Origin of the sequence: uncultured Duncaniella sp. (assembly GCF_910577345.1) — a bacterium.
GTDB lineage: Bacteria > Bacteroidota > Bacteroidia > Bacteroidales > Muribaculaceae > Duncaniella.
On record NZ_CAJTMT010000015.1, the window covers coordinates 54,997 to 78,870 of the forward strand.

Sequence of the window (23,874 nt, forward strand, 5' to 3'; positions counted from 1 at the left end):
TTAATCCATCATTAATCCGCTGACAATCAAGCTGTTCGCTAAACAGCAATTAAAGCACTGAATACCAATCAAATATCCAATTCATCGACAAACCAATCCTTGTCCGGAGCATTGGATTCTGAGATATATTTAATCAACTGCCTTCTCCGCTTGTAGGTCGAATTGGGATGAACGCCAAGGAAGAGACCAATCGCACGGGCGCTCAATCCGGCAATGGAAAGAGTGATAAAAGTCACATCCTTCTCCCTCAGTCCCGGTAGCTGCGTCCGGATTTTGGCGATGATTCCATCCTTACACTCATCAACCATGCGTTCGATTTCCTGAAAGCTTTTCGGTTGCCTGAGCTTGTCAAGTTCGTAGGCCACATTTTTGTAGAATATCTTATAATCATCCTCCGATTCCTGCTGGCGCGCATACTCGCTGATGATGGCATTCAGATGCGAGAAACGGCTGCGCAGCAGACCATCGACAAGCCGGGCGAGCTTTACGTTTTCCGCCTTGTTGAACTCCAGCTCAGAAACAAGACCTCCAATCTCATTCTCACGGCTCGATAAGCGTGATGACAGACGGTCCACCTTCTGCTGACGTGTGGCCAACTTGATTGAAAGGGATGCATTATCCTCGGCCGTTCCTTCCAATTTCCGTGACAGAAGGATTATCTCGGCCATTTGCCGTCCCATTTCAGCCCTCTTCTTCCGCACCATATAGATATAGAGCAGAATAGCACCCACAAACACAACACCAAGCAAAACCAAAGATGCCTTCAGCATCCTTTTATACCTGCCATCGCGCGCGACCGCTTTTTCAAGTTGATCTTCAATCCCCATGCTCTGCATCAGGAAGACACGCCCCTCATCTTTCCGCAATTCGCTCATAATAGAGTTTTCCTTTTCCAGACACTCGAATGCAGCATGGTGGTCGCCTCTTTTTTGCCGCAACTCGCCGAGGACAGAATAATAACACAATGAATCATTCAGGCTTCCGAGACCGGCAAACGCTGAGTCAAGCAATGAGTCCGCCTCTCCGAATCGGCCTAATTCCATCTTCACTCCGGCAAGCTCCGAATAGACTTCGGAACGTGAGCGCAAAATCGGGCCATACATCAAAACCGTGTCCCCGTAAGCCTCCACTTTCTCATATTCCCCCTTGCTCATATACATAAGCATATACGCCTCGGCTACAAGACTCTTCAGCTCGTCACTATCCACACCAACGGAATCTATTTCCGCAAGAAGTTCCCCGCACTCCGAAGGCCAATAGGAGTGGACACAATCAAAAGCCAATTTCGCTTTGGAAACGAGGAGAGCATGACCATCACCCGTCTTCCCGTAAGATTCCGATGCGAGCCGGCTATATTTCTCAGCATCCACCGGATGGTGCGTATCGCGATAGATAGCGGCCACCTCCTCGGCAGCGCTTGCCTTAAGACGCATGTCGTTCAAAAACTCAGCCATGCGATATGCCTGCATGGCCGGAACTACCGCGAAAGCATATCCGCCTTGACTTCTAAAGAAATAACTTTGGAGCAGCAATGCCTCCGCATAGTTCACAGATGGGCCCTCCTCTTCGAAATAGTCCAATGCCATGCTGAGATGATAGGCATCCTGAATCTCCTTGGACACCGCCAATTTTGATTTGACCAACAGTAGGCAAAACAAGGCATATTGGCGTTTCGAGCCTCTGTGCATAAGTTCTACCATCGAACCATCTTGGAGCATTCTGTAAGCCGAATCCGGATTGGTCTCCATCATTTCCTCCACATCCGAAAGACGCGCGTCAAAATCATCCATCCCACCACGGCACGATGCGGCAATGCACCCGAAAAGGATACAGAGAATCAACGGAAGAATGATTGGTGTGCGCATGAATCAAGTGTATATATTAGGCGTATAGGCCATAGATTTAGCAAATTTACCATAAAGCCTGACAAGTTGCAAGATTTTTCGCTAATTTTGCAGTAGATTTAGAGGGATATTATTGAGATTGACTTGTTGCACGCTTTCTATGCGGAAATGCAATTCTTCCATTTCAACACTATGCTGAGATATTTCGCGAGACATATTATTATTGTGTCATGCATGGTCTTGTCAATGATCATGGGTGTGGAGAGTCATGCGCAGTGCAATCCGTGTGACACGATGCCGAAAAGTTCCACCCGATGGATACGCCAGCTCATCGACAACGGCTTCCGAATCCACGACACAACCGTATGTTATCCGGCATTTCCCCGCTTCGCCCTCAATGTCTACAACTGGGGCGACAAGACCTTCAACTCCTACGATACCAACTATGTCGTCGGAACCGGCAAAAACTGGAAGCTGCAGGGCAAGGGCTACGGATGGATCGAGACGCAGACAATGCTCTTTCCGAAAAACTCGCTCATCAACATGCACTCCAACCTTTTTTCTGACGCGGGCGGCTACCTGAGCTTCATGGCGGTCAGCATAGGCTACATGTGGAACATGGATAAGCTCTTTGACCGCGACACCAAGCGCCATACATTCAATTTCGACTTCACCTGCTCCCGCTTCTTCATCAACTACAGCAAGGTATCATCCGAGGGAGGTATGATACTGACCCGTTTCGGTGATTTCAACGACGGTAAAAACATCCACTACGATTTCGACGACGTAAACATCACCACTACCAATCTCGACGCATACTATTTCTTCAACCATTACAAGTATTCCCACGCGGCGGCCTATACATTTTCAAAATATCAGCTCCGCACAGCCGGAACGGCCATCGCGGGCATAAATCTCGGAGAACAGAACATCCACATGAACTTCGAGAATCTCCCACCGGATATGTTGCAAGCCCTTCCGCTCGACAATCCGAGCTACACTTTCCACTACCGAGACATCGCTGTGCTCGGTGGCTATGCGCGAAACTGGGTATTGAAACCGCGCAGATGGCTGCTCAACATGACGGTGATGGGCGCTCTCGGCTACAAACGCACATACGAGGACGCGACTGACGGGGTGCGCAACATGCTTGCCAACAGCTACAGGCTGTCGCTCAGCTGTGTCTACAACCACGGTGCGCTTTTCGCGTCGGCACAGGTCCGCTCCCACGGCTCCCTCTACTACAATTCAAGCTTCACCCACTTCAGCACCTTCTCCTCCCTCAACCTCATAGTCGGAATGAGATTCTAACGAATATATATCCAAGGAAGTTGCAGGAAGGGTACATAAGGTTTCGGCCGGAAGGGTACATAAGGACATAAGGCCAGAAGGGACATAAGTTTATTCAATAATCCGAATTTTTATTTCAGTAATTCGAATAGCTGATTTTTATTCCAGTAGTTCGAATAGCTGATTTTTATTCCAGTAGTTCGAATAGCTGAAAAATCCTTATGTCCCTTCTGGCCTTATGTCCTTATGTACCCTTCCGACCGAAACCCTATGTACCCTTCCGGCCGAAACCTTATGTACCCTTCCGGCATTTACACCCTTGCATTCTCGGTGGAGGTATGGGGGTTGAGCGGGCGGGTGGCGAAGTAGCGCAGGAGAAGTGCGGTGATGAAATATATGCCGGCCAATATCCACAATCCGTAGTAATACGACCCGAGATCCGAAATGGTCGAACCGTTGCTGTTGATGCGGATGAGCGCCTCAATGCCGAGGGTCGACGGAATGAGCTCGGAAATCATATACCAGAACTTATTGAAAGCATAGCGCGGCCATGTGAGTCCCGAGAGGAAGAGGAACACAACCGAAGTGAAGACCACCACAAGCAGACTCGTCTCGCGCTCGCGCACAAACACCTGTATGGTCTGTCCGAGGAAAGTTGTAGCCAAAAGTACCACAAACACCACCGGCATGAAGTTCCAGAAAGTCCCGACGTGGGGAAGCGCAAACATATAGGGTATGATCTCAAGGATATAGTAGCTGAGCGGAAGATAGACCATCATGTAGCACAGCGATTTTCCAAGCACCGTGGCGAGCGGTCCGGCATTATAGTCGAGAGGGTCAATGCCACCATTCTTGCGACGGCGGTCACGCGCAGTTCCGGCAATCATCGTGATACCTAAGAGCATACTCTGCTGAAGTATGAGCACGACTATACCCGGCATGACGAAGGATGCGAAACCCTGGGTCACGTCGCCGAGGAAATTAGCCTGTGAGTTTACGGGAAGACCGTGGATATTGCTTGTAAGCAATCCCCCCATGGCAAGGCGGTCGGATGTGATGCGCATGGTCTCGTTCATCTGCACATCGGTGATTGATGTGAGATACTGGCGATAGCGCAGCAGCAGCGAGATGTCGCTGTAGAACTGCACCACAGTCTGCTCTCCGCGTCCGATACAGGTGGCATAGTCAGCAGGAATCTCCACAAGGCCGTAGCATTTCTTCTCATGCCATGCGCGCTTCGCCTCATTGAGGTCGGAAGCGTAGCCGATGACATTTATAGACTGCGAGGCACCGAGCTCCCGCACGAGCTCACGGCTCTCCGAGCTGCGCGAATGATCAACCACAACGGTGTCGATTTTCTTCACAATCTCGGGATTATATATGAGCGTGTAGACGACAGGATATGCGATGGGCAGCGCGAAGAAAAACAGAAGCACACCCACATCGGTAAACACAAGGCGTGTTTCCCGTCGCCAGACTCTGAATAGACTTTTAAACCAGTTCATAGGAGCGTATCTTTATCAGCACCTTCGGACGATGATCATGCCACATAGACGGGATGTGCGAGTTGCTTGGCAAGACGTCGCAGTCCCAGCACGGGGAGAAGCAGGAAGGCAAGAAGGGCAATATAGTAGAATCGTGAATAGTAGAAAGGAATTCCGTTGAGCGCCTGGTCAATATAAATCAGGAAGTAGTAACGGATGGGGACAAGGTAGGAGAAGATGGCCACTCCGCCATACATCTTTTCAACCGGGAATGAGAATCCGGCCACCGAGAAGCAGAGGATACCCGTGAGCGACACGATGCTCATGCCAATGCGGAGATTGGGAAGCATCTCGGCGATGAATGTAGCGAACGCCTGCGAGGCCATGACCAACAGGAGCATCGCAAAAATCATGTTGAGCGGATGGCAGTTCATCGGGAAGTGCATGAAGCCGAACATTATCGCCTGCATCGTCACTCCCACTATTGTGAATATCACTGTCTGCGGCAGTAGCTTTCCGAGAAGCGCAACGGCCATGTTACCCTTAGCCATGGCAAGCCATTCGACTGATGTCCCGGCCTTCTTCTCCTGACAGATGCTGAACACAGTCATAAGGAGAACGACGAGCGCAAGCAGACAGGGAATGAACGACTGAGAGAGGTAGATAGAATAGTTGAGCCAGGGGTTGTTGAGCGGATGCGACCGTATGACCACCGGTTGCAGAAGCGAACCGGCCAGGTTCTCCCCTACTCCCAGCCCGACGAGGGTGGTCTTGACAATTCCACCGCTCGTAGTGACGGCGATGGTCTTGAAGCCCTTGAACGAAAGCGAACCGGGGACAAAGATTGTCATGTTGGAGTAGAAGGAGAGTGTGGGGGTCTCCCCGGAGAGGGATTGCTTCTGAAATTCACGCGGGATATAGAAGAACCCGTAGGTCTCACCGCTCTTCACCTGCCTCATCGCCTCATGGAAGTCCTGTGGCGCAGCCGAGATGTCGATGAGCTCACTGGCATTGAGCGCACGGCCCACCTGACGCGAGAGGGACGTATGGTCCATGTCGACCATACCCACAGGAATCTTCAACGGCAATCCTTCATTCATCAGGTTCAGGAAGAAGAAGGTGAAGCCGAGGGGCACGATCAGCATCATGACAATGTATATCTTGCGTGATGTGATCCGGCGGAGTTCGCGTTTTATTATCTGTAAGAGCATGGCTGTTACAAGTTTTTAGAGAGTGTTGCGGCTGATATGACGGGGGATTCCCGGCCTGTACCGCAACCTCTGTATGACCATATATTATTTGAAGTAGACCACACTCATGCCGGGGCGCAGTGCCGGAATGGTGTCGATGGTGCGGGCCTTGACCTCGAAGGTCTTGCTGTCCCACTGGCCGGTAGCCTTGGTGGCCTGCCATGTTGCATAGCTGCCGAGGTCGCGGATATAGTAGATCTTTGCCTTCACCTTCTTTTGGTCAAGAGCGGGAATCATGATTTCGATTTCTCCACCCATCGGCATGTCGTTGAGCAACTCCTCGCGGACATTGAAGGTGACCCATTTGTCTTTCAGTTTGAGGAGGCTCATGATAGGCGCACCCAATGAGACGAGTTCGCTCTCCTCGGGATAGACAGCATCAATCTGACCGTCGCAGGGAGCAATGAGATACTGGTCTTCGAGAAGGCTCTGTACCTCAGCCACTCCGCCCTTGGCCACATCGACCAGCGCGGCAGCACTCTCCTTATCCTCTTTCTGCGCACCCGAAACTGCGAGGTCGAGCTGGCTCTGGGCAGCCTTGTGGGCAGCCACAGCGGCATCGTAGGCAGCTTTTGCCTCATCGCGCTTCTGCTCGGAGATGACACCCTCCTTGAACAGGTTCTCCATTCGGGTATAGGTCTTCTTTGTGATGTCGACCCCGGCCTCAGCCTGACTTACGAGGTCGCGGGCGGCCTGCACAATCTGCTTGCGGGTACCGGCATCCACCTTCTGATTCTGCGTACGGGCCACAGTCTCCATGCCTTCGGCCTGCATCAGCTTCGCATCGGCAAGCGATGAATGGATATGGACAAGCGTGTCGCCCGCCTTGACCTGGTCTCCCTCATGGACATATATCTTCATCACTCGTCCCGGGAGCTTGCCGGAAATACGGATGGAAGTGGCATCGGCCTGACCTTCGACGATTTCCTTAGGCTTGTTTAGGAAGCAGAAACCGAGGATTGCAAGCACTATACAGATGACCATCATGACACCCATGGCCACCATGAGAATCTTGTTTTCGCGCTGTTCGGGATTGGCAGCGGGGCTATTCTTTGTATCTGACATGATTCAGAGGATTTATAAGGTTGATTTTTCTGTTTTTTCTTTCTTATTTTACAACCGGCGCGCTCACGTCCAGACGGCCGAGCACCTTGTTGAGATACACATCGCAGAGATAGACGTCGATGCGGGCGTCGACATTCTCGGAATGGGCCTTGAGCCATGCGGTCTGGGCTTCCATCACATTGTCAACCGTCATCACACCGTCGCGGAATCCGAGATTGGCGCAGCGGAGGTTCTCATCGGCCTTTGCGAGATTGGTCTCGGTCATGTTGAAGGTCTTGACCGCTTCCTGAGCCTTGAATGAAGCCTGGTTTACCTGCAGGTCCACAAGTTCCTTAGCATTGTCGAGTTCGAGACGGGCGGCGACTGTCTGAGCCTTGGCGGCACGCACCTTATTATAATTGCCACCCCAGTGCCAGATGGGCACTGTGAGCATGGCGCCGACCGAGAACATGCCGCTGAATTTCTTCTCGAAACCGTTGAACATATTTGGGTTCGAGAAGGAGTAGCTGCCGACGAGAGCCAGATTGGGCATCATCGACGAGCGGGCCACATTTTCCTTTTCCTTATATATCTTCACCCCAAGTTCGAGGGCACGCAGGTCCTCGCGGGAGGCATAGACCTCCTGCATGTTGTATGACTTGGCAATCGGAGCTGTCGCAGTAATCGCATCGGCATCCTCATCGGCGAGGCTGAACACCGAATGGACCGGCAGACCGCAGACCTGTGCAAGGGCCATGCGCGAGAGCACCAGACCATTGTCGACCTTGGTGAGATCGACCTGAGCCGAATTGAGCTTGACATCTACAGTGAGCTGGTCGCGCTTCGTAGCCACACCCTGCTCCACCATCAGCGACACATTGCGGCTGAGAGTGTCGAGAAGATTGACATAGCTGACAGCAAGCTTCTGCTTTGCCTTGAGCGACACCACCTGCCAATAGGCGGCATCAACGGCATAGACAACATCCTGCGCGGTATTGTCGTGCATCGCACGGGCAAGATCCTCGGCATAACCTGTTATCTTGTTCATAGCCACAATCTTGCCACCCATGAAAATCGGCTGAGTCAATGTCACGGCACCGAAGAATACATTGTGGAGATCATAGCTCAACGCCTCCTTGGGCAGATAAGCCATCTGTTCGGGAATCGGTTTACCGTCGACGAGGACAGGCTCACCCGTCACCGGATTCTTCACCAATCCGAACTCATAGTCCTGCTTTTCAAGATTGAATGTCTTGACAGGCAGAAGCTGGTCCGAGCCGAAGACCGACACCCCTTTCTGGTTATACATATAGCCACCCGCAAAATCGAGAGCGGGGAGATAGGCGGCAAAAGCCTGGTCCTTTTCATAACCCGCCACCTTGATTTGCTGAGCTGACTTCCTCAGATTCTTATTGTTGGAAAGCGCCATTTCGCGGCACTGTTCGAGCGAAAGCACGCTCCCCTCAGGCACGGTGGCAGTCTGGGCGACCGCTCCGAATGCCCACAGGCCAAGTAAAGCGAGGAAAAATCTTCGTGTTGCCATGATTTGCATATTTGGAACTTAGTTGAAACGTCAAAATGCCCGAATGTCTCTACAACACACAAACGGGCTTGCAAATATAACCTCTTTTGAACATTAAAAGTTTAATTTAACCTAATTAAAATTAATCACAAATAGGCTAATTTCTGTTCTCTTTTTCCTTTAGCCCAATATCCAAATTCATTAAACAAATAGAACGCCACTATCAAGGATATCAAAAATATTTTGGTAAGTATCAATCCAACATGTCGATGCGGTCGGATTCGGTGATTTGGCGGCGGGGACGGCAGGGGGAGCCGACGGCAAAGGTGAAGGGTGGAATGTCGGTTGTCACGACGCTTCCTGCTCCGATGACTGCGCCTTCGCCTATGGTCACGCCGGGAAGGATGATAACGTTGGAGGCAATCCAGACATTGTCACCAATGGTCACAGGGAGGGCGCGCATCACCCCCTCATTACGCTGGTCAGGAAGCAGGGCATGGTTGATGGTGTAGATTCCGCAGTTGGGACCAATGAAGACGTTGTCGCCTATGGTCACGATGGCTTCATCAAGAATGGTAAGGTTGAAATTGGCCACAAAATTCCGACCGATGAAAATGTGTTTACCGAAATCGCAACGGAAGGGTGAGTGGATTGTGAAGGGTTCCTCAATACCGCCGAGCATCTCACGGATAATAGCTGAGCGCTCCGAAACCTTCAGCGGTGAGAGGGAATTGAGACGGAAACAGCGATCTTCATTGGCAAGCAGCATGTCGCGGATTTCTTCGCCGAATCCATAGACCCATATCCCTTTATGGAGATCTTCAATAAGCTTCATATTTGATGAGATTGCTTTAATAGTGAATTATTGATACAAATATACGGACAAATCAACAGATTTCCGTATTTTTGCATCACTTCAACCCTATAAATCTCTAATCCGAATGCTTTCCGTCCGACAAGCCTGTCCAAATGATACCGACATAATAATGACTATCTTTGCCCGTGCTAAAAAATTCATGGCCGAAGAGGGAAATCCCAATCAATGGGGAGGTGCATATCCCGAACGCCATCGCATTGAAGAGGATATTGAAGCGGGAGTCTGCCATGTAGTCACAGACGAGGCCGGAAAGATTGTCGGGACATTCTGCCTCATCATCGGTCCGGATCCCACATACAACCATATCATCGGCCAATGGCCGGACAGCTCTCCATACGGGACCATCCACCGCATAGCGTCGGCCGGAACACACAAGGGTGTGGCAGATTGTGCGCTTGAATACTGCCTGTCAAAAATCAATACTATACGCATCGACACCCATGCCGACAACCGCCCCATGCTGAACTGGATAACACGTTCTGGTTTCAGCCATTGCGGTACCATATTCACCCACGACGGCTCGCCTCGGTTGGCATTCCATCTTTCCAAACATCAGATATAACAAAGAAAAGGATATATGAACTTTGGCCATTCAGACCGTCGGTTCATATACCCTTTAATATCGTATAAGATGATTTAGCGATTATTTATGCTGCTTGAAAAGCCATTCGCGCACTGAAGGAATCTTGTAGGCATAGTCGAATGAATACATGTGGTCCATACCCTTGACACCTTCGGGTAAAACTGAGCCTGTCTCAAACTCAAAGATATTCACAGGCGCTCCCTTTCCAAGCATAGTAGCGGCAAGTTCGCTCTGACGCTGCTCCGGAAGTCTCGCACTCCATTCGGCAAAAGTGTACTGCACACCCTCTTTTTCAGCGGCGGCCTCAAGAGGTTTGAGGTTCGGGTAAGCCTTCCCCTTATCACCGGCGATGAAATAGATGAATTTATGCTTGACAAGCTGATCGAATGTCGAGGTGTCCCAATGGCTGTCGACGAAAATAGAGGCAGCGAAAAGATCGGGATAGGCAACATTGTAATACATCGAAATCATACCTCCCATTGACTGGCCTGTGGTGTAGAGACGGTTGGAATCGACATAATTATCGGCGGTAACCTTTTTGAGCAGACGGACTGCCGCATCAACCTCGCTGTTATGCTCATACTTGTCGTTTACAGTGCCCCCTTGGAACTGCGGAACGAGCACATAGCAGGGATGCAGTGACTGCCAATCATCAGTAGCCCAGACGAGGGCACCATAGCCTTGTGTCAACGGTTTGGTAGCATCATCACCGACAGTCGAGGCATCGGCAATGAAAAGCACGAGCGGATAAGTCTTTGTCGTGTCGACATTCTGCGGGACAAAGAGATTGTATTTAATAGTCTGACCTGATTCTGCATCCTGATATTCCGCCTGAGCGAATTTTGGAGCCACGGTCTTGATCATTTCCTGTAAGGTATTGTCGGAAGATTTGTCAACGCCTGGGCCGCCACCCTTCATATCGGCTTGTTCCTGACCGGGGTCACGACTCTCTGTCGATTTTGAACTGTTGCCACACGAAACCATTGCCGGCATCGAAAGACCTACGGTCAACATAAGGGTCGCATTGAATATTTTTCTTTTAAGTCTCATAGTTGTTCTAATTAGCGTGAGAAAATTAAAAATGGGTTTAAAGAAATAAGGAGCAAGAGGATCAAAAAGTTTACTTCCAACAGCAAAACATACAATTGTGAAAAGCCGTGGAAGTGTTAAAGGTTTCAAATTCGACAAAGCAAGCCGTACATTTTAATATTTTTTCATTAATTTTACAGCGTTAGACCGCACTGATGGAGAATGTTGTGCGCCAAACGTCCGTAGCACAGGCATATTCTCCCATCGGAAGCGCGAACTTTAGTCATGACCGATTGTTAATTTTATAAATGCGGTTTCAGCTCGCTGACCGCCTTAAATCAAAATTAACGTTTTAAACTATAAAGCTATGAGTGCTCAAAGAAACTCCACCGGAACTCCCGCTGCAATGCGCAACATTTTTGGTATTATAATGATAATTATCTATGTCGGTGTTGGCATCCTCTTCTTCTGTGGCTACTTCGACATCCTTTTCCCGAGCTGGACATGGATACGTTGGGTTGCCGGTGGCCTCTTCACAGCCTACGGTCTGTGGCGTGCCTACCGCCAGTTCAAGGGCATCGACCCCGGATATGGTAATGAAAGGGAAGATTAACTGTCGGTTTTCTCCCCTCCCCGGAAACGCCCAGCACTCCCCCACTCTCCGCTACACCTTATAATAACATAACACGATAATGACAACAGCATTCAAAAGCATAGCCGCTGTCACGGCTCTCACGCTTCTTGCCCTCCTCAGTTCCTGCGGGGGCAAGAAGTCGTCGTCAATGCAACCGGCTCCATTGGCAAAAGTTGCGTGTGACGAATCGTTTGAAAACATCATGGAGCAGGAAATCAATGTCTACGAATACATCTATCCCAAAGAAGATGTCGTGGCATACTATCTTCCTGAGAATGCCTGCATAGATTCAATCATGGCCATGGGCAGCGTGAAGTCGGCAGTCGTGGCCCGTCCGCTCACCGATGAAGAGGTCAGCTATCTGCGCAGCCATAAAAAGCTCGTGCATCAGCAGCGCATCGCTGTTGACGCGCTTGCCATTATCGTCAATCCGGCCAATCCGGTGGAAATCCTCTCGCGCAAGGAGATTGCCGAAATCCTTTCAGGCGAGGTGACCCGATGGGATCAGGTCGAGCCTTGCAAACTTGGCAATATTTCAGTCATTTTCGACCATCAGGGCTCATCGACCGTCAAATACATGCGTGATTCAATCATGAACGGCAAACCGTTCGGCCCGAACGTAGCCGCTGTGAAGACAAACCCCGACGTGTTCAAGGCCGTGGCTGAAAACAAGAATGCAATGGGTGTCATCGGCGTGAGCTGGGTATCAAGCGACATGAAAGGCCGTGAGAAATCGGTTGAAGAACTCGCGCAGGCCGTCGAGAAGAGCGACACGACCATGCTCGACTTCAATCAGGACGTGAAAGTCTTGAAAATCCGTGGTAACGATGTGGTCCAGGCCTACAAACCATATCAGGCATACATCTTTGACGGAAGCTATCCTCTGTTCCGTTCGGTATGGATGATCTCGACAGCTCCCGGCGGCACCACCACACACCGCTTCTTCAGCTTCGTCACAGGATTCCAAGGCCAGAAACTCATCCAGATGACAGGCATCCTGCCCGCCACATTACGTCCGCGAATGGTAGCCGTCGAATGATTAGCGACATTTTTTCTTGCATATTGGAAATAAAATGGCGTAATTTGCGTTAATTTATAATGATAGACCTGCGAAAAGTCCATCATATCGTCATGTCCATACGTCAGACCTGCATTGATGGAAAGCTATTACGCCGGTCCGGAAATATCCGACAAGAAAAGAGCAAAACAATTCACAAACACGAAATAACAAGAAATAAATAATAAACCCATCGACATGAAATTCCGTACTTTATGTTCCTTCGTACTCGGAGGCATGGCACTCGCCGCTTCCGCCCAGGGTGGCTATCAGGACGGTGTTGACTACTACAACGCCGAGCGTTTTGACAAAGCCAAGACAATCCTCGAAAAGACACTCAACGATCCTTCCACCAAAAAGGCCGTCTCCTACTTCTACCTCGGCTCTCTCGAACTTGACAACAACAACACTGCAGCAGCAGCCGAAAACTTCAACAAAGGCGTCCAGGCTGACGCAACCTACGCTTACAACTATGTAGGTCTTGGTCAGATTGCCCTTAAGAACGGCAACAAGAAAGATGCCGAGCAGTATTTCAAGCAGGCACTCGACTGCAACAAGAAGGATTCGTCCGTGATGGCTGCAATCGCACGCGCTTACTTCAACGTTGATCCTACCCTCTACGCAAAGGAAATCGACAAGAACATCACCAACGCCCTTAAAGTCTCAAAGAACAAGGAAGCTCAGATCTATGTGCTCAAAGGCGACATGGCAAAAGGCACTGACATCGGTCAGGCTGCCGGTTTCTACGAGCAGGCTATCATCTACGACGAGGAAGGTGGCGACATCAATCCCCAGGCCTACGTCAAGTATGCCAACCTCTACAACAAGGTGAACCCTGACTTCGCTATCGGCAAACTTGTCGAACTCAACGAGAAGCTCCCCACCTCAGCTCTTGCACAGAGCGAGCTTGCCGAGAAATACTACGACGGCAACCAGTTCACCAAAGCTGCCGAGCAGTATGGCAAATACATCAAGAACCCCAACCACTTCCAGGGTGACGAGCAGCGTTATTCGGGCCTCCTCTACTTCGGCAAGAAGTATCAGGAATCTCTCGATGTCGCAAATCAGGTGCTTGCAGCCGACCCCGACAACGAATACATGCAGCGCATGGTGATGCTCAACAAGGCAGCCCTCAAGGACTTCACCGGTGCCGAGGAAGCAGCCAAGAAGCTCTTCGCTCATGCAGACGCCAAGTTTACCGCTACTGACTACACCACCTACGGTGACATCCTCGGCGAACTCCAGCGTCCGCAGGAAGCTGTCGAAGCCTACACCAAGGCCTACGAGCTCAACCCCGAAAAGAACAAGCAGATTCTCGCCAATATCTCTTCAATGTACACCGACCTCGAAGACTACCAGAAGGCTGTCGAGTACATGCAGAAATATGTTGACGCAGGCGATGCCTCTCTCAACGACTACTTCATCCTCTCGAACCGTTACAAAAACCTCGGTGTATCGCTTCCCGAAGGTTCTCCCGAACGTGCTGAAGCAGCCAACAACGGTATCAAGTATGTCGACATGGCCATCGAGGCAGCAGCCAACAAGGGTCCCCTCTACCGCAACAAGGCTACCCTCATGATGATCCGCGACGGTGCTGAGATCACTCCCGACCTCGTCGAGACCTATCAGCAGATGATTGCCGCATACGATGAGGATCCCGCCAACAAGACCAAGTATGCCGACGCTTACAAGAGCGCATACAACAACCTCGCCAACTACTATCTCAAGGCCGGCGACAAGGAACAGGCCCGCGCTTACTTCGAGAAGTTCCTCGAAATCGACCCCGAGAACGAAGCACTCCGCGAGTATCTCAAGAAAATGTAAGAATCCACGGCTACAGGCCGGGAAACTGCATTGCAAAACATAACCCTCCGTCCGGAATAACACTGAAAACCGGGCTTGAAGGATAAAAGAGCAAAGGAAACAAAATCTCTTTGGCAATCCGCCTGACGGACATGTCCTAAAAGATTTTGTTTCCTTTGCTCTTTTATTTCAACATCCATCCTCGAATTCACCGACAATGGAAAATTTGCATATTCGGGTGATTTTTAGTTATTTTGTATATTGGAACAAACCTCAGCAGAAAATTCACGTTTCAAAGAGCCTGAAGGCAAAAACAATGATTTGTCAGTCAGCGTTATATGATTAAAAGTCTATTTTATTTATGAGCAACGAAAATCTACTCCGGATATACGCTTCGAGCTTCCGCAAAAATTGGGAACTCCCCGCACTGACTGAGTTTGGCTCAGGCCAGACGATGACCTACGCCGATATGGCCCGACGCATCGCCGCACTCCATCTGCTCTTCAAGGAATGTGGCGTGAAACGTGGCGACAAGATAGCAGTGATGGGCAAGAACTCATTCTCATGGGTTGTAGTCTACATGGCAACCCTCACCTACGGAGCTGTCGTTGTCCCCGTTCTCCACGATTTCAATGTGCAGGATGCACAACATATAATCAACCACTCCGACAGTGTGATGCTTTTCATCAATGAAAGCATCTTCGACAACATGGAGTTTGAAAAGATTCCGCAGGTCAAGGCTGTCCTCTCGCTCGACCGCCGCGCTGTGCTCGCCGAGCATCCCGTCACCAACCGTGCTGCAGAGAAGTTCCTCGCCCGTCTGCCGGAAAAAATGCGCAAAAAGTATCCCCACGGCTTCACGACCGCCGACATTGACTATCCGGACATTGATGAAGGTGAGCTTGCCGAAATCAACTACACCTCCGGCACGACAGGATTCTCGAAAGGTGTCATGCTGACACTCGGCAATCTTGGCGGCAATGTCCGTTTCGGAGTGCGCTCACGTCTGCACTTCCGCGGTTCCCGCGCGCTGTCGTTCCTTCCGCTTGCCCATGCCTACGGTTGCGCCTTCGACATGCTGACCCCTCTTGCCGTCGGCACCCATGTCACAATCCTCGGCAAACTGCCTACCCCAAAACTCCTGCTCAAAGCATTTGCAGAGGTGAAACCCAACCTCATCATCTGCGTCCCCCTCATCCTTGAAAAAATCTACCGCAACAAGCTGCGTCCGATTATCGAGAAACCCGCCATCAGGCGCGCGCTGAAGATACCCGGACTGAAAACCGTGATTTTCCGCAAGATACGCAACCAGCTTGTGGAAGCCTTCGGAGGTGAATTCGAGGAAGTGATTGTCGGAGGTGCGCCCCTCAACCGCGAAGTCGAGGAATTTCTCCACCGCATCAAATTCCCCTTCACCGTCGGCTACGGCATGACCGAATGCGGTCCTCTAATCAGCTATACCCCTTGGCGACAGTTCCTCGTCAGCTCATCCGGCCGCACACTGCCTTCGATGGAAAGCAAGATTGCCGACAGCACTGACCCCGAACGCATCCCCGGTGAAATCTGTGTCAGAGGCGAGAACGTGATGCGCGGCTACTTCAAGAACCCTGAGGCCACCGAAGCCGTGCTTGACGCAGAAGGCTGGCTCCATACAGGCGACATGGGCACCATCTCCCACGACCGCACCATCTTTATCCGTGGCCGCTACAAGACAATGATTCTCGGAGCAAGCGGACAGAACATCTATCCCGAGGAAATCGAAGCAAAACTCAACAATATGCCCTACGTTTCCGAAAGCCTCGTTGTCGAGCGTGGAAAACACCTCATGGCCCTCGTATACCCCGACTATGAGGCCATGGACCGCGACGGTGTGGCAAACGAAAAGCTCCCGGAATTGATGGAAGAGGTGCGCGCTGACCTCAACAAGCTTGTCGCGCCCTACGAACGCATCGACCGCATCCAGCTCATCGCCAATGAGTTTGAAAAGACGCCTAAACGCTCAATCAAACGCTATCTCTATAACGCTTAAGTCCATACACATCCTTATTGAAAAAACAGGATTATGAATTTTGAAATGACCATCAAAGTTCGCGACTATGAAGTGGATTCACAAGGCATAGTCAACAACGCGAACTATCTCCACTACCTCGAAATCACCCGCCATGACTTCTGCGAACACGCCGGAACATCTTTCCGCGCCATGCAGGAACAGGGATTGGATCCGGTGGTGCGCAAAATTGAAATTGAATACCTCTCTTCGCTGACACTTGGCGAGACCATGGTGTCGCGTCTCAGCATGAAGCGCGAAGGTGCGCGTTTCATCTTCGTGCAGGACATCTACAACGCCGGAAACGGCGCACATGTTGTCCATGCGCTCGTTACAGTCGTCTGCCTTGAAAACGGTCGGCTCTCGCGTGGCGACATCCTCGCAGAAGCCTTCCGCGAATACCTATAATCCACGGATACACCCCAACGGACTCAATGACCCATGATGAACTGACATACCGCATAGCCTTCTCCTCGCTGCGCTCACTCACCCCCGCGCTGGCAACGTCGATTCTCGACCGTGTCGGCTCGGAGGAAAATTTCTTTGCGTTCTCCGAATCGCAACTGTCGGCCATGATGGGTTTCTCAAACCGTCTGTTCAAATCGTCCTTGCGCGCCGACGCGCTCTCCGCTGCCGCAGCCGAAAGAATTTTTATCGACAGCAACTCAATATCAGCCATATATTTCCGCGATGAGAGGTATCCGCAACGGCTTCTTGAATGTGACGACGCACCGCTGATGCTCTACGGTCTCGGGGACTGCGACCTCAACCGTTCCCGCTTCATATCGATTGTCGGCACTCGCCACGCCACTGCCTATGGTATTGATTTCGTCGAACGTCTTGTCGACGATCTAGCCACACTCCTGCCGGAAAAACCTGTAATTGTCAGCGGACTCGCCTACGGAATAGACATTGCGTCCCATCGTGCAGCCCTCAAAGCGGGACTTCCGACCATAGCCGTACTTGCCCACGGCCTCAACACGCTCTATCCATCGCAACACCGAAGGGTTGCGGTAGATATGATACACGGCAACGGTATGCTTCTGACCGACTACCCATCGTCGGCTCAGGTACACAAAGGCAACTTCCTCGCCCGCAACAGGATTGTCGCAGGACTGTCGGACGCACTCATCGTTGCGGAATCGGCATCCAAAGGTGGTGCACTCGTAACAGCACGTCTTGCCTCCGGCTACAATCGCGATGTCTTCGCCCTGCCGGGGAGGATTTCCGACAAATACTCCGCCGGATGCAACGCCTTGATTGCCAATAATGTTGCAGCGCTCATAACCTCGGCATCAGACCTCTGCGCCCACCTCGGCTGGCCAACGGTAAGTGCGCAACCCGAAACTCCAAGCCTATTCCCGACACTTACACCGGAAGAGGAAGCGGTTATCGGAATAATGACCGACCGTGGCGAAGTCACTCTGCCGGAACTCAGCAGCCGAATAGACATACCCATTCCCCGCCTCATGGCAATGCTCATTGACATGGAATTCCGTTCATTAATCATGAACATTCCCGGCGGCAGGTATAGGCTGAGGTAGTTGTGAGTTATTAGTTTTCAGTTGTGAGTTTTCAGTTTTTAGTTGTTAATTGAGAATTAACGCACTTCATACCTTCAACGACAATTGGACTGACAACTCAAAACTCACAACTGACAACCCAAAACCCACAACTCAAAACTCAAAACTCAAAACCCAAAACTAACAACTAACCATAACCCCCATGGAAAAGAAAATCATAGCCCCATCCGAACTAATAATCAACCCTGACGGGTCGGTTTTTCACCTCCATCTTCGTCCCGAACAACTCACTGACCGCGTGATTCTTGTGGGTGACCCCGCACGTGTCAACATGGTCGCTTCATTCTTCGACACCACTGATTTTGAAGTTTCGTCACGCGAATTCCACACCATCGGCGGCACATTCAACGGCAAACCTATCATGTGTCTGTCACACGGTATCGGTCCCGACAACATCGACATCGTCATCAACGAACTCGATGCCCTCGCCAACGTGGACTTCAAGACCCGCGAGGTTAAGGACGAGAAGCGCCGTCTGACACTTGTCCGCATCGGCACCTCCGGCGCACTTCAGCCCGAACTCAAACTCGGCACCCCCGTTATTGCCGAAAAAGCCATAGGTTTTGACGGTGTGCTCAACTATTATGCCGGACGCGATCTTGTGGCCGACCTTGATTTCGAACATGACTTCTGCGAGTCGGTGGGCTGGAATCCGCTTTGGGCCAAACCCTACGTTGTCAATGCCGATGAAGAGCTTGTGAATCAAATCGGACGCGACGACATGGTCCGCGGCAACACGATTTCTGCCGTCGGCTTCTACGGTCCGCAGGGACGCGAACTGCGTCTGCCTCTCGCCAACCCCGACCTCAACCGCCGTATCGAGGAATTCCGCCACAATGGACGCAAAGTCACAAACTATGAGATGGAATCAGCACCCCTCCAGGGTCTCGGCCGCCTTATGGGACACCGTGCGATGACCGTATGCTCAATCATCGCCAACCGCATGAACAACGATGCCAACCCCAACTACAAAACAGCCGTCCAGGACCTCGTGGCAACCGTCCTCGAGCGCATCTGACCCCGCCTCTATACTCTATACTTTAATCTCTATACTCTTCGTGGCAACCGTCCTCGAGCGCATCTGCCCCCTGCCTCTATACTCTATACTTTAATCTCTATACTCTATACTTTAACCTCTATACTAAAAAATATGCTCCGTTCAGCCTCAGAGCTTGAAGAGCGCATAATGCAGCTCGGTTTCCTCCCCTTTTTCCGAAACTCCATCCGTGGATTTTCCATACAGGAAATGGTCGACCCACGCCTATGGTTCTCCGACGAAGAAGGGCCTTGGGAGTGGAAAGGTCCGGTCATAAGGAATCTGAACTGCGCCTACGGTAAATTTTTCAACGGCAAAGCCGGGTATATCAGTCTTGACTGGTTTCCCGACTTTGCCAACTACCGTCGGTCACTCCGCCCTGTCGATACGGGTGCATCAAATCCGGAAACAGGAATCAGCGAAAGGATGATTCTCGATACCATACGCGCCCACGAATCACTCCTGTCCAAAGAACTTAAAGACCTCTGCGGACTTAAATCAGCCAACAAGCGTCGGAAATTCGACCTGATAGACACACTTGAACCCGCTCCGGTCGCCGTCAACCGTCGTCGTGGAGGACTCGAACCCGCGCTTACAGGATTGCAGATGTCGACGCGCATCGTTATCGCCGATTTCGAATACAACATCTCCCGCTCCGGCGAACCATACGGCTGGGGAGTGGCGCGCTATACCACTCCGGAAGCGCTTTATGGCGAGGAAATCCTCACAGCCTGCGAAGGTCGTGACCCTCAGGAATCGAGAGAACTTATCATCGGTCAACTATCATCCATTTTCCCGGATACTCCCACTGCAAAACTGCTTAAACTCGTCGATACCATCCGGTGAAAACATGCCGACATAAGCGCAGGCTAAGAAATAAATCCGAAGTTAATTTATTTTAAATTTCGGTGAAAAACCATAATCTCATTTAGCCACAATAGGGTTTTAGTTGTATATTTGCCGATATAATTCATTACACTTCACGAATACAACTATATCAAAGTAACATCCTCTCACCATGAAACTATCCGTTATCATTTCTTGCGCGCTCTGCGCGATGGGTTTGCTCTCTGCTCCAATGCCGGCATCAGCCCAGACCTACACTCTTGACGTTCAGTTCAAAAACATCCCAGACAGTGTCCGCTTCACACTTGGAAGCAATGATGACAAATACAAGCAAAAAGTCTACACGTCGGACAATCGTCTGCGTTTCGACATTGACATCACGGAAGATTATCCCGTCGAATTCTATCTCATAGGCAAGAATCCCGACCAACCGAAAACAGATCGTTTCTTCATCAATTTCTATGCAGGCAAAGGAATAAACCACCGTGTCACCTCATATCTCGACGGCTTCTCGACAGACAGCGTGACATTTGCCGGTGCGCCGTGGGATGCTGCCCACAATCAATGGACAAAGTTCCACAATACCAACACCAAATGCAAGAATCACTACAGCAAACTTCGTGATGAATTATTCATGTCCCGTCCTAAAACAGAGGATGGTTATATAGAAATGGATTCTATATCACAAGCCAAAGCTAAATCATTAATGGCTGAGATTATGCGTCTGCAGGATGAGTTTTATGATGGATGCAAAAACTTCATCATGTCGCATCCCGACTCGCCGGATGCCCTTGATTTACTTGGATGGAGATACCCCGCTTTCACTCAATCCGAACTTGAGGAAATAGCGTCAAAGGTCCCTGTAGCTCTGAAGAAGTCACCGGAAAACCTTCGCCTTGAAAAACTGGTTTCTATCACACGAATCGTCCCCGGCGCTAAACTCTCGGACTATGACATTGAAGGAGAAAACGCAGATGGCTCGCCGATAAGACTATCTCAATTCACCACACCCTACATCCTCTTGGATTTCAATTCTCTTGGTTGCGGAGCATGTAGAGCTGCTGCAAAACAAGAACTTCCCGGATTCTTGGAAAAATATGGCGACCGCGTGACCTTTGTCAGCTATTCCGTGGATGAAGACCGCAAATCAATGCTAAAGGCCCATGAACTTGACAAAGCCACCTGGCCCACAATCTGGAATGGAAGTGGACGCTCCAGTGACACATCTATGAAATATGGAGTGACCGGCTACCCAACCTTCTTCCTCTTCGGTCCCGACCGCACCCTCATCGACCAATGGTCAGGCTGGGGTCCCGGCAGCATAGAAGCACAATTCACCAGCCTCACCAAAGCCTCCGACAACAACTCTCAGGAATAATCCGTATACCCCCTGCTTCCGCGCAGGGAAAGCATACAGCTATATCAAAGTAACATCCTCTCACCATGAAACTATCCGTTATCATTTCTTGCGCGATCTGCGCGATGGGATTGCTCTCTGCTTCAATGCCGGCATCAGCCCAGACCTATACACTTGACGTTCAGTTCAAAAACATTCCAGACAGTGTCCGCTTCACACTTGGAAGCCATGATGACAAATACAAACAAAAAGTCTACACGTCGGATAATCGTCTGCATTTCGACATTGACATCACGGAAGATTATCCCGTCAGATTTTATCTTACAGGAAAGAACCCTGATCAACCGAAAACAGACCATTTCTTCATCAATTTCTATGCAGGCAAAGGAATAAACCACCGTGTCACCTCATATCTCGACGGCTTCTCGACAGACAGCGTGACATTTGCCGGTGCGCCGTGGGACACCGCCCACGATTACTGGACTAAGTTCTATTGGACCAACACCAAATGCAGAGAGCATCACCGCAAACTTCAACAGAAATTATTAAGTTCATGTCCTAAAACAGAGGATGGTAACATTGATATGGATTCTGCAACATACGCTAAAGTACATTTTTCAAGGACTGAAATCATGCGTCTGCAGGATGAATACTTTAATGAATGTAAAAACTTCATAAGGTCGCATCCCGACTCCCCCGATGCTCTCGGTCTTATTAACTCCGAGCTCTTCACTCAATCCGAACTCCAGGAAATCGCGTCAAATGTCCCCGCAAATCTGAAGAAATCTCCGGAAAACCTTCACCTCGAAAAGCTCATCTCCATCACACAAATCGCTCCCGGAGCCAAACTCTTGGATTATGACATTGAAGGAGAAAACGCAGATGGCTCACCGATAAAATTATCTCAATTCACCACACCCTACATCCTCGTGGAATTCAATTCACTTGGCTGTAGTGCATGTAGAGCGGCAGCAAGAAATGAACTCCCGGGATTCGTGGAGAAATATGGCGACCGCGTGACATTTGTCAGCTATTCCACAGAAAATGACCGTAAATCAATGCTCAAGACTCATGAACTTGACAAAGCCACCTGGCCCACAATCTGGGATGGCAAAGGGCACTCCGGAGACACATCCCTGAAATATGGTGTCGTAAGCTATCCCACCTTCTTCCTCTTCGGTCCCGACCGCACCCTCATCGACCAATGGTTAGGCTGGGGTCCCCAACGTGGCTCAATAGAGTACAACTTTGAGCGCCTCACCAACCCCTCTGACAACAACTCTAAAAATAACCCGCAGAAACAACCCCTGCCCCCGCATAGGCAAAGCATACAACACATACAAAAGTCCCTATAACACGTTCCGCATTAGCTTGAAGCAAAACAAATTTGTTATATGATAGAATACATGGCATCATCCAACCACATTGATCCATGTATTCTTTTTATATTTCAATAACGTCCCATGGATTATATTACAATAACATAGCACGAAATATGATAAAATTTCAGTTTGAAATTAAACGCATAGATTCTTATAATCTGGAAGAATTCCATTATGATACGGGAAAATACCATCACGAAGCAGGAAAAATAAAACCGCAAAGCAGGAAGAATCAAGCCACAAAGCAGGAAAAATAAAACCGCAAAGCAGGAAAAATAAAACCGCAAAGCAGGAAAAATAAAACCGCAAAGTAGGAAGAATCAAGCCGCAAAGCAGGAAAAATCAAGCCGCAAAGTAGGAAAAATCAAGCCGCAAAGCAGGAAGAATCAAACCGCAAAGCAGGAAGAATCAAACCACAAAACAGGGAAGAATCTTATCTCGAGAGGAGGCCCCGGATGGCAATCAGCAAGCTGCGCAGCAGCGGTGTGATGGTAGCCCCATCACGAGCGGCAATGAAAAATGGAGGCCGAAGGCCGGAATTTTTCATTTGACGCGAGGCATGGGGTTATGGCGGATTCTTTCATGACGGGCATCGAAGATGTCCGATAATAGTTCACATTGTCTTTCCGCCGGATTTACAGATCTATAATTGAGGGGCATCTATATTCCATTCTTATCTTAGAATCGAGAAAATCACAAGACCAATACAACGCGTATTGCAACTGCATTATCGGACATCTTCGATGCCCATAATATGAAATTTATCATCTACCCCATGCCTCGCGACCATGAAAAATTCCGGCCTTCGGCCTCCATTTTTCATAGTCACTCGTGATGGGGCTACCATCATACCGCTGCTGCTATATAACTACCCGTTTGTTATTTTTATTTAAGCTGGTGATGGAATCATCATTTGGACTTCGCAGCTCACTTACTGCCTTCCGGATTTTAACAATTCCACGGAAAAAACAGACTGCCCCCTATTTGGGGTTCAATCCGAAAATCCGGTTCATGTAAGATGAAAAGAGATACAAAAGTCGCTATAACGCGTTCCGCATTAGCTTAGAGCAATATGACAAATTGTTATATGACAGAACAGAATAAACAAAAGTATGATTTGCTGAAATTAATCTTTTTGTATCTTCTGACATTCTGTCTTTATGTACCCTTTTCAGATGTTGACGGATTTAATGCGCCGTAATTACG

19 protein-coding genes are annotated in these 23,874 nt (G+C 49.9%); 12 read left to right on the top strand and 7 right to left on the bottom strand.

Annotation, left to right across the window (positions count from 1 at the left end; genetic code table 11):
• Positions 1-68 precede the first annotated feature (68 nt).
• On the bottom strand, positions 69-1,865 hold the full coding sequence (locus tag QZ310_RS08160; RefSeq protein WP_297072013.1) for a hypothetical protein: 1,797 nt from the start codon (positions 1,863-1,865) through the stop codon (positions 69-71).
• 225 nt (positions 1,866-2,090) lie between these two features.
• Here QZ310_RS08160 and QZ310_RS08165 point away from each other — a divergent pair, with 225 nt between their 5' ends.
• On the top strand, positions 2,091-3,155 hold the full coding sequence (locus QZ310_RS08165; protein ID WP_297072037.1) for a DUF4421 domain-containing protein: 1,065 nt from the start codon (positions 2,091-2,093) through the stop codon (positions 3,153-3,155).
• A 290-nt stretch (positions 3,156-3,445) separates the two neighbouring features.
• On the opposite strand, the gene QZ310_RS08170 is transcribed toward QZ310_RS08165, so the two are convergent.
• From QZ310_RS08170 to QZ310_RS08190, 5 genes are all read right to left on the bottom strand, one after another.
• Complete coding sequence (locus tag QZ310_RS08170) at positions 3,446-4,639, bottom strand: ABC transporter permease (RefSeq protein ID WP_297072014.1); 1,194 nt, start codon at positions 4,637-4,639, stop codon at positions 3,446-3,448.
• 35 nt (positions 4,640-4,674) lie between these two features.
• Entirely contained in the window at positions 4,675-5,829 is a 1,155-nt protein-coding gene (locus QZ310_RS08175; RefSeq protein ID WP_297072015.1) for an ABC transporter permease, read from the bottom strand.
• An 84-nt stretch (positions 5,830-5,913) separates the two neighbouring features.
• Positions 5,914-6,933, bottom strand: coding sequence for an efflux RND transporter periplasmic adaptor subunit (locus QZ310_RS08180; RefSeq protein ID WP_297072016.1), 1,020 nt, complete (start codon positions 6,931-6,933; stop codon positions 5,914-5,916).
• A 43-nt stretch (positions 6,934-6,976) separates the two neighbouring features.
• The gene (locus QZ310_RS08185; RefSeq protein ID WP_297072017.1) at positions 6,977-8,455 is read right to left on the bottom strand and encodes a TolC family protein; all 1,479 of its coding nucleotides are present in this window, start codon (positions 8,453-8,455) and stop codon (positions 6,977-6,979) included.
• A 232-nt stretch (positions 8,456-8,687) separates the two neighbouring features.
• Positions 8,688-9,269, bottom strand: coding sequence for a sugar O-acetyltransferase (locus tag QZ310_RS08190; protein ID WP_297072018.1), 582 nt, complete (start codon positions 9,267-9,269; stop codon positions 8,688-8,690).
• Between the two features lie 151 nt (positions 9,270-9,420).
• Between QZ310_RS08190 and QZ310_RS08195 the strand changes: the two genes are divergently transcribed.
• Positions 9,421-9,873: a GNAT family N-acetyltransferase gene (locus tag QZ310_RS08195; protein WP_297072019.1), complete on the top strand. Its 453-nt coding sequence runs from the start codon at positions 9,421-9,423 to the stop codon at positions 9,871-9,873.
• 81 nt (positions 9,874-9,954) lie between these two features.
• Here the strand turns inward: QZ310_RS08195 and QZ310_RS08200 are convergent, their stop codons facing one another.
• Positions 9,955-10,944: a prolyl oligopeptidase family serine peptidase gene (locus tag QZ310_RS08200; protein ID WP_297072020.1), complete on the bottom strand. Its 990-nt coding sequence runs from the start codon at positions 10,942-10,944 to the stop codon at positions 9,955-9,957.
• Positions 10,945-11,290: 346 nt separating this feature from the next.
• Between QZ310_RS08200 and QZ310_RS08205 the strand changes: the two genes are divergently transcribed.
• The 10 genes from QZ310_RS08205 to QZ310_RS08250 all read left to right on the top strand — a co-directional run bounded on the left by QZ310_RS08205 (position 11,291) and on the right by QZ310_RS08250 (position 22,641).
• Entirely contained in the window at positions 11,291-11,536 is a 246-nt protein-coding gene (locus QZ310_RS08205) for a hypothetical protein (RefSeq protein ID WP_297072021.1), read from the top strand.
• A gap of 79 nt (positions 11,537-11,615) precedes the next feature.
• Positions 11,616-12,596, top strand: coding sequence for a substrate-binding domain-containing protein (locus QZ310_RS08210; protein ID WP_297072022.1), 981 nt, complete (start codon positions 11,616-11,618; stop codon positions 12,594-12,596).
• Between the two features lie 216 nt (positions 12,597-12,812).
• Positions 12,813-14,438 (top strand): tetratricopeptide repeat protein, encoded by a 1,626-nt coding sequence (locus QZ310_RS08215; protein ID WP_297072023.1) that lies wholly within the window; start codon positions 12,813-12,815, stop codon positions 14,436-14,438.
• 340 nt (positions 14,439-14,778) lie between these two features.
• Positions 14,779-16,446: an AMP-binding protein gene (locus tag QZ310_RS08220; RefSeq protein WP_297072024.1), complete on the top strand. Its 1,668-nt coding sequence runs from the start codon at positions 14,779-14,781 to the stop codon at positions 16,444-16,446.
• A gap of 33 nt (positions 16,447-16,479) precedes the next feature.
• Positions 16,480-16,872: a thioesterase family protein gene (locus tag QZ310_RS08225; RefSeq protein ID WP_297072025.1), complete on the top strand. Its 393-nt coding sequence runs from the start codon at positions 16,480-16,482 to the stop codon at positions 16,870-16,872.
• A 26-nt stretch (positions 16,873-16,898) separates the two neighbouring features.
• Positions 16,899-18,008 carry a DNA-processing protein DprA gene (gene dprA / locus QZ310_RS08230; protein ID WP_297072026.1) on the top strand — a complete coding sequence of 370 codons (1,110 nt, stop codon included), beginning with the start codon at positions 16,899-16,901 and terminating at the stop codon, positions 18,006-18,008.
• A 181-nt stretch (positions 18,009-18,189) separates the two neighbouring features.
• Positions 18,190-19,065 (top strand): nucleoside phosphorylase, encoded by an 876-nt coding sequence (locus QZ310_RS08235; protein ID WP_297072027.1) that lies wholly within the window; start codon positions 18,190-18,192, stop codon positions 19,063-19,065.
• A gap of 132 nt (positions 19,066-19,197) precedes the next feature.
• Positions 19,198-19,929 carry a hypothetical protein gene (locus tag QZ310_RS08240; protein ID WP_297072028.1) on the top strand — a complete coding sequence of 244 codons (732 nt, stop codon included), beginning with the start codon at positions 19,198-19,200 and terminating at the stop codon, positions 19,927-19,929.
• Between the two features lie 172 nt (positions 19,930-20,101).
• On the top strand, positions 20,102-21,307 hold the full coding sequence (locus tag QZ310_RS08245) for a TlpA disulfide reductase family protein (RefSeq protein WP_297072029.1): 1,206 nt from the start codon (positions 20,102-20,104) through the stop codon (positions 21,305-21,307).
• A 65-nt stretch (positions 21,308-21,372) separates the two neighbouring features.
• Positions 21,373-22,641, top strand: coding sequence for a peroxiredoxin (locus QZ310_RS08250; protein ID WP_297072030.1), 1,269 nt, complete (start codon positions 21,373-21,375; stop codon positions 22,639-22,641).
• Positions 22,642-23,874 lie beyond the last annotated feature (1,233 nt).

What these genes read in the sequence shown, in the direction of transcription:
- QZ310_RS08160 (WP_297072013.1), bottom strand. Translation starts at nt 1,865, where the DNA reads ATGCGCACACCAATCATTCTTCCGTTGATTCTCTGTATCCTTTTCGGG.
- QZ310_RS08165 (WP_297072037.1), top strand. Translation starts at nt 2,091, where the DNA reads ATGATCATGGGTGTGGAGAGTCATGCGCAGTGCAATCCGTGTGACACG.
- QZ310_RS08170 (WP_297072014.1), bottom strand. Translation starts at nt 4,639, where the DNA reads ATGAACTGGTTTAAAAGTCTATTCAGAGTCTGGCGACGGGAAACACGC.
- QZ310_RS08175 (WP_297072015.1), bottom strand. Translation starts at nt 5,829, where the DNA reads ATGCTCTTACAGATAATAAAACGCGAACTCCGCCGGATCACATCACGC.
- QZ310_RS08180 (WP_297072016.1), bottom strand. Translation starts at nt 6,933, where the DNA reads ATGTCAGATACAAAGAATAGCCCCGCTGCCAATCCCGAACAGCGCGAA.
- QZ310_RS08185 (WP_297072017.1), bottom strand. Translation starts at nt 8,455, where the DNA reads ATGGCAACACGAAGATTTTTCCTCGCTTTACTTGGCCTGTGGGCATTC.
- QZ310_RS08190 (WP_297072018.1), bottom strand. Translation starts at nt 9,269, where the DNA reads ATGAAGCTTATTGAAGATCTCCATAAAGGGATATGGGTCTATGGATTC.
- QZ310_RS08195 (WP_297072019.1), top strand. Translation starts at nt 9,421, where the DNA reads ATGACTATCTTTGCCCGTGCTAAAAAATTCATGGCCGAAGAGGGAAAT.
- QZ310_RS08200 (WP_297072020.1), bottom strand. Translation starts at nt 10,944, where the DNA reads ATGAGACTTAAAAGAAAAATATTCAATGCGACCCTTATGTTGACCGTA.
- QZ310_RS08205 (WP_297072021.1), top strand. Translation starts at nt 11,291, where the DNA reads ATGAGTGCTCAAAGAAACTCCACCGGAACTCCCGCTGCAATGCGCAAC.
- QZ310_RS08210 (WP_297072022.1), top strand. Translation starts at nt 11,616, where the DNA reads ATGACAACAGCATTCAAAAGCATAGCCGCTGTCACGGCTCTCACGCTT.
- QZ310_RS08215 (WP_297072023.1), top strand. Translation starts at nt 12,813, where the DNA reads ATGAAATTCCGTACTTTATGTTCCTTCGTACTCGGAGGCATGGCACTC.
- QZ310_RS08220 (WP_297072024.1), top strand. Translation starts at nt 14,779, where the DNA reads ATGAGCAACGAAAATCTACTCCGGATATACGCTTCGAGCTTCCGCAAA.
- QZ310_RS08225 (WP_297072025.1), top strand. Translation starts at nt 16,480, where the DNA reads ATGAATTTTGAAATGACCATCAAAGTTCGCGACTATGAAGTGGATTCA.
- dprA (WP_297072026.1), top strand. Translation starts at nt 16,899, where the DNA reads ATGACCCATGATGAACTGACATACCGCATAGCCTTCTCCTCGCTGCGC.
- QZ310_RS08235 (WP_297072027.1), top strand. Translation starts at nt 18,190, where the DNA reads ATGGAAAAGAAAATCATAGCCCCATCCGAACTAATAATCAACCCTGAC.
- QZ310_RS08240 (WP_297072028.1), top strand. Translation starts at nt 19,198, where the DNA reads ATGCTCCGTTCAGCCTCAGAGCTTGAAGAGCGCATAATGCAGCTCGGT.
- QZ310_RS08245 (WP_297072029.1), top strand. Translation starts at nt 20,102, where the DNA reads ATGAAACTATCCGTTATCATTTCTTGCGCGCTCTGCGCGATGGGTTTG.
- QZ310_RS08250 (WP_297072030.1), top strand. Translation starts at nt 21,373, where the DNA reads ATGAAACTATCCGTTATCATTTCTTGCGCGATCTGCGCGATGGGATTG.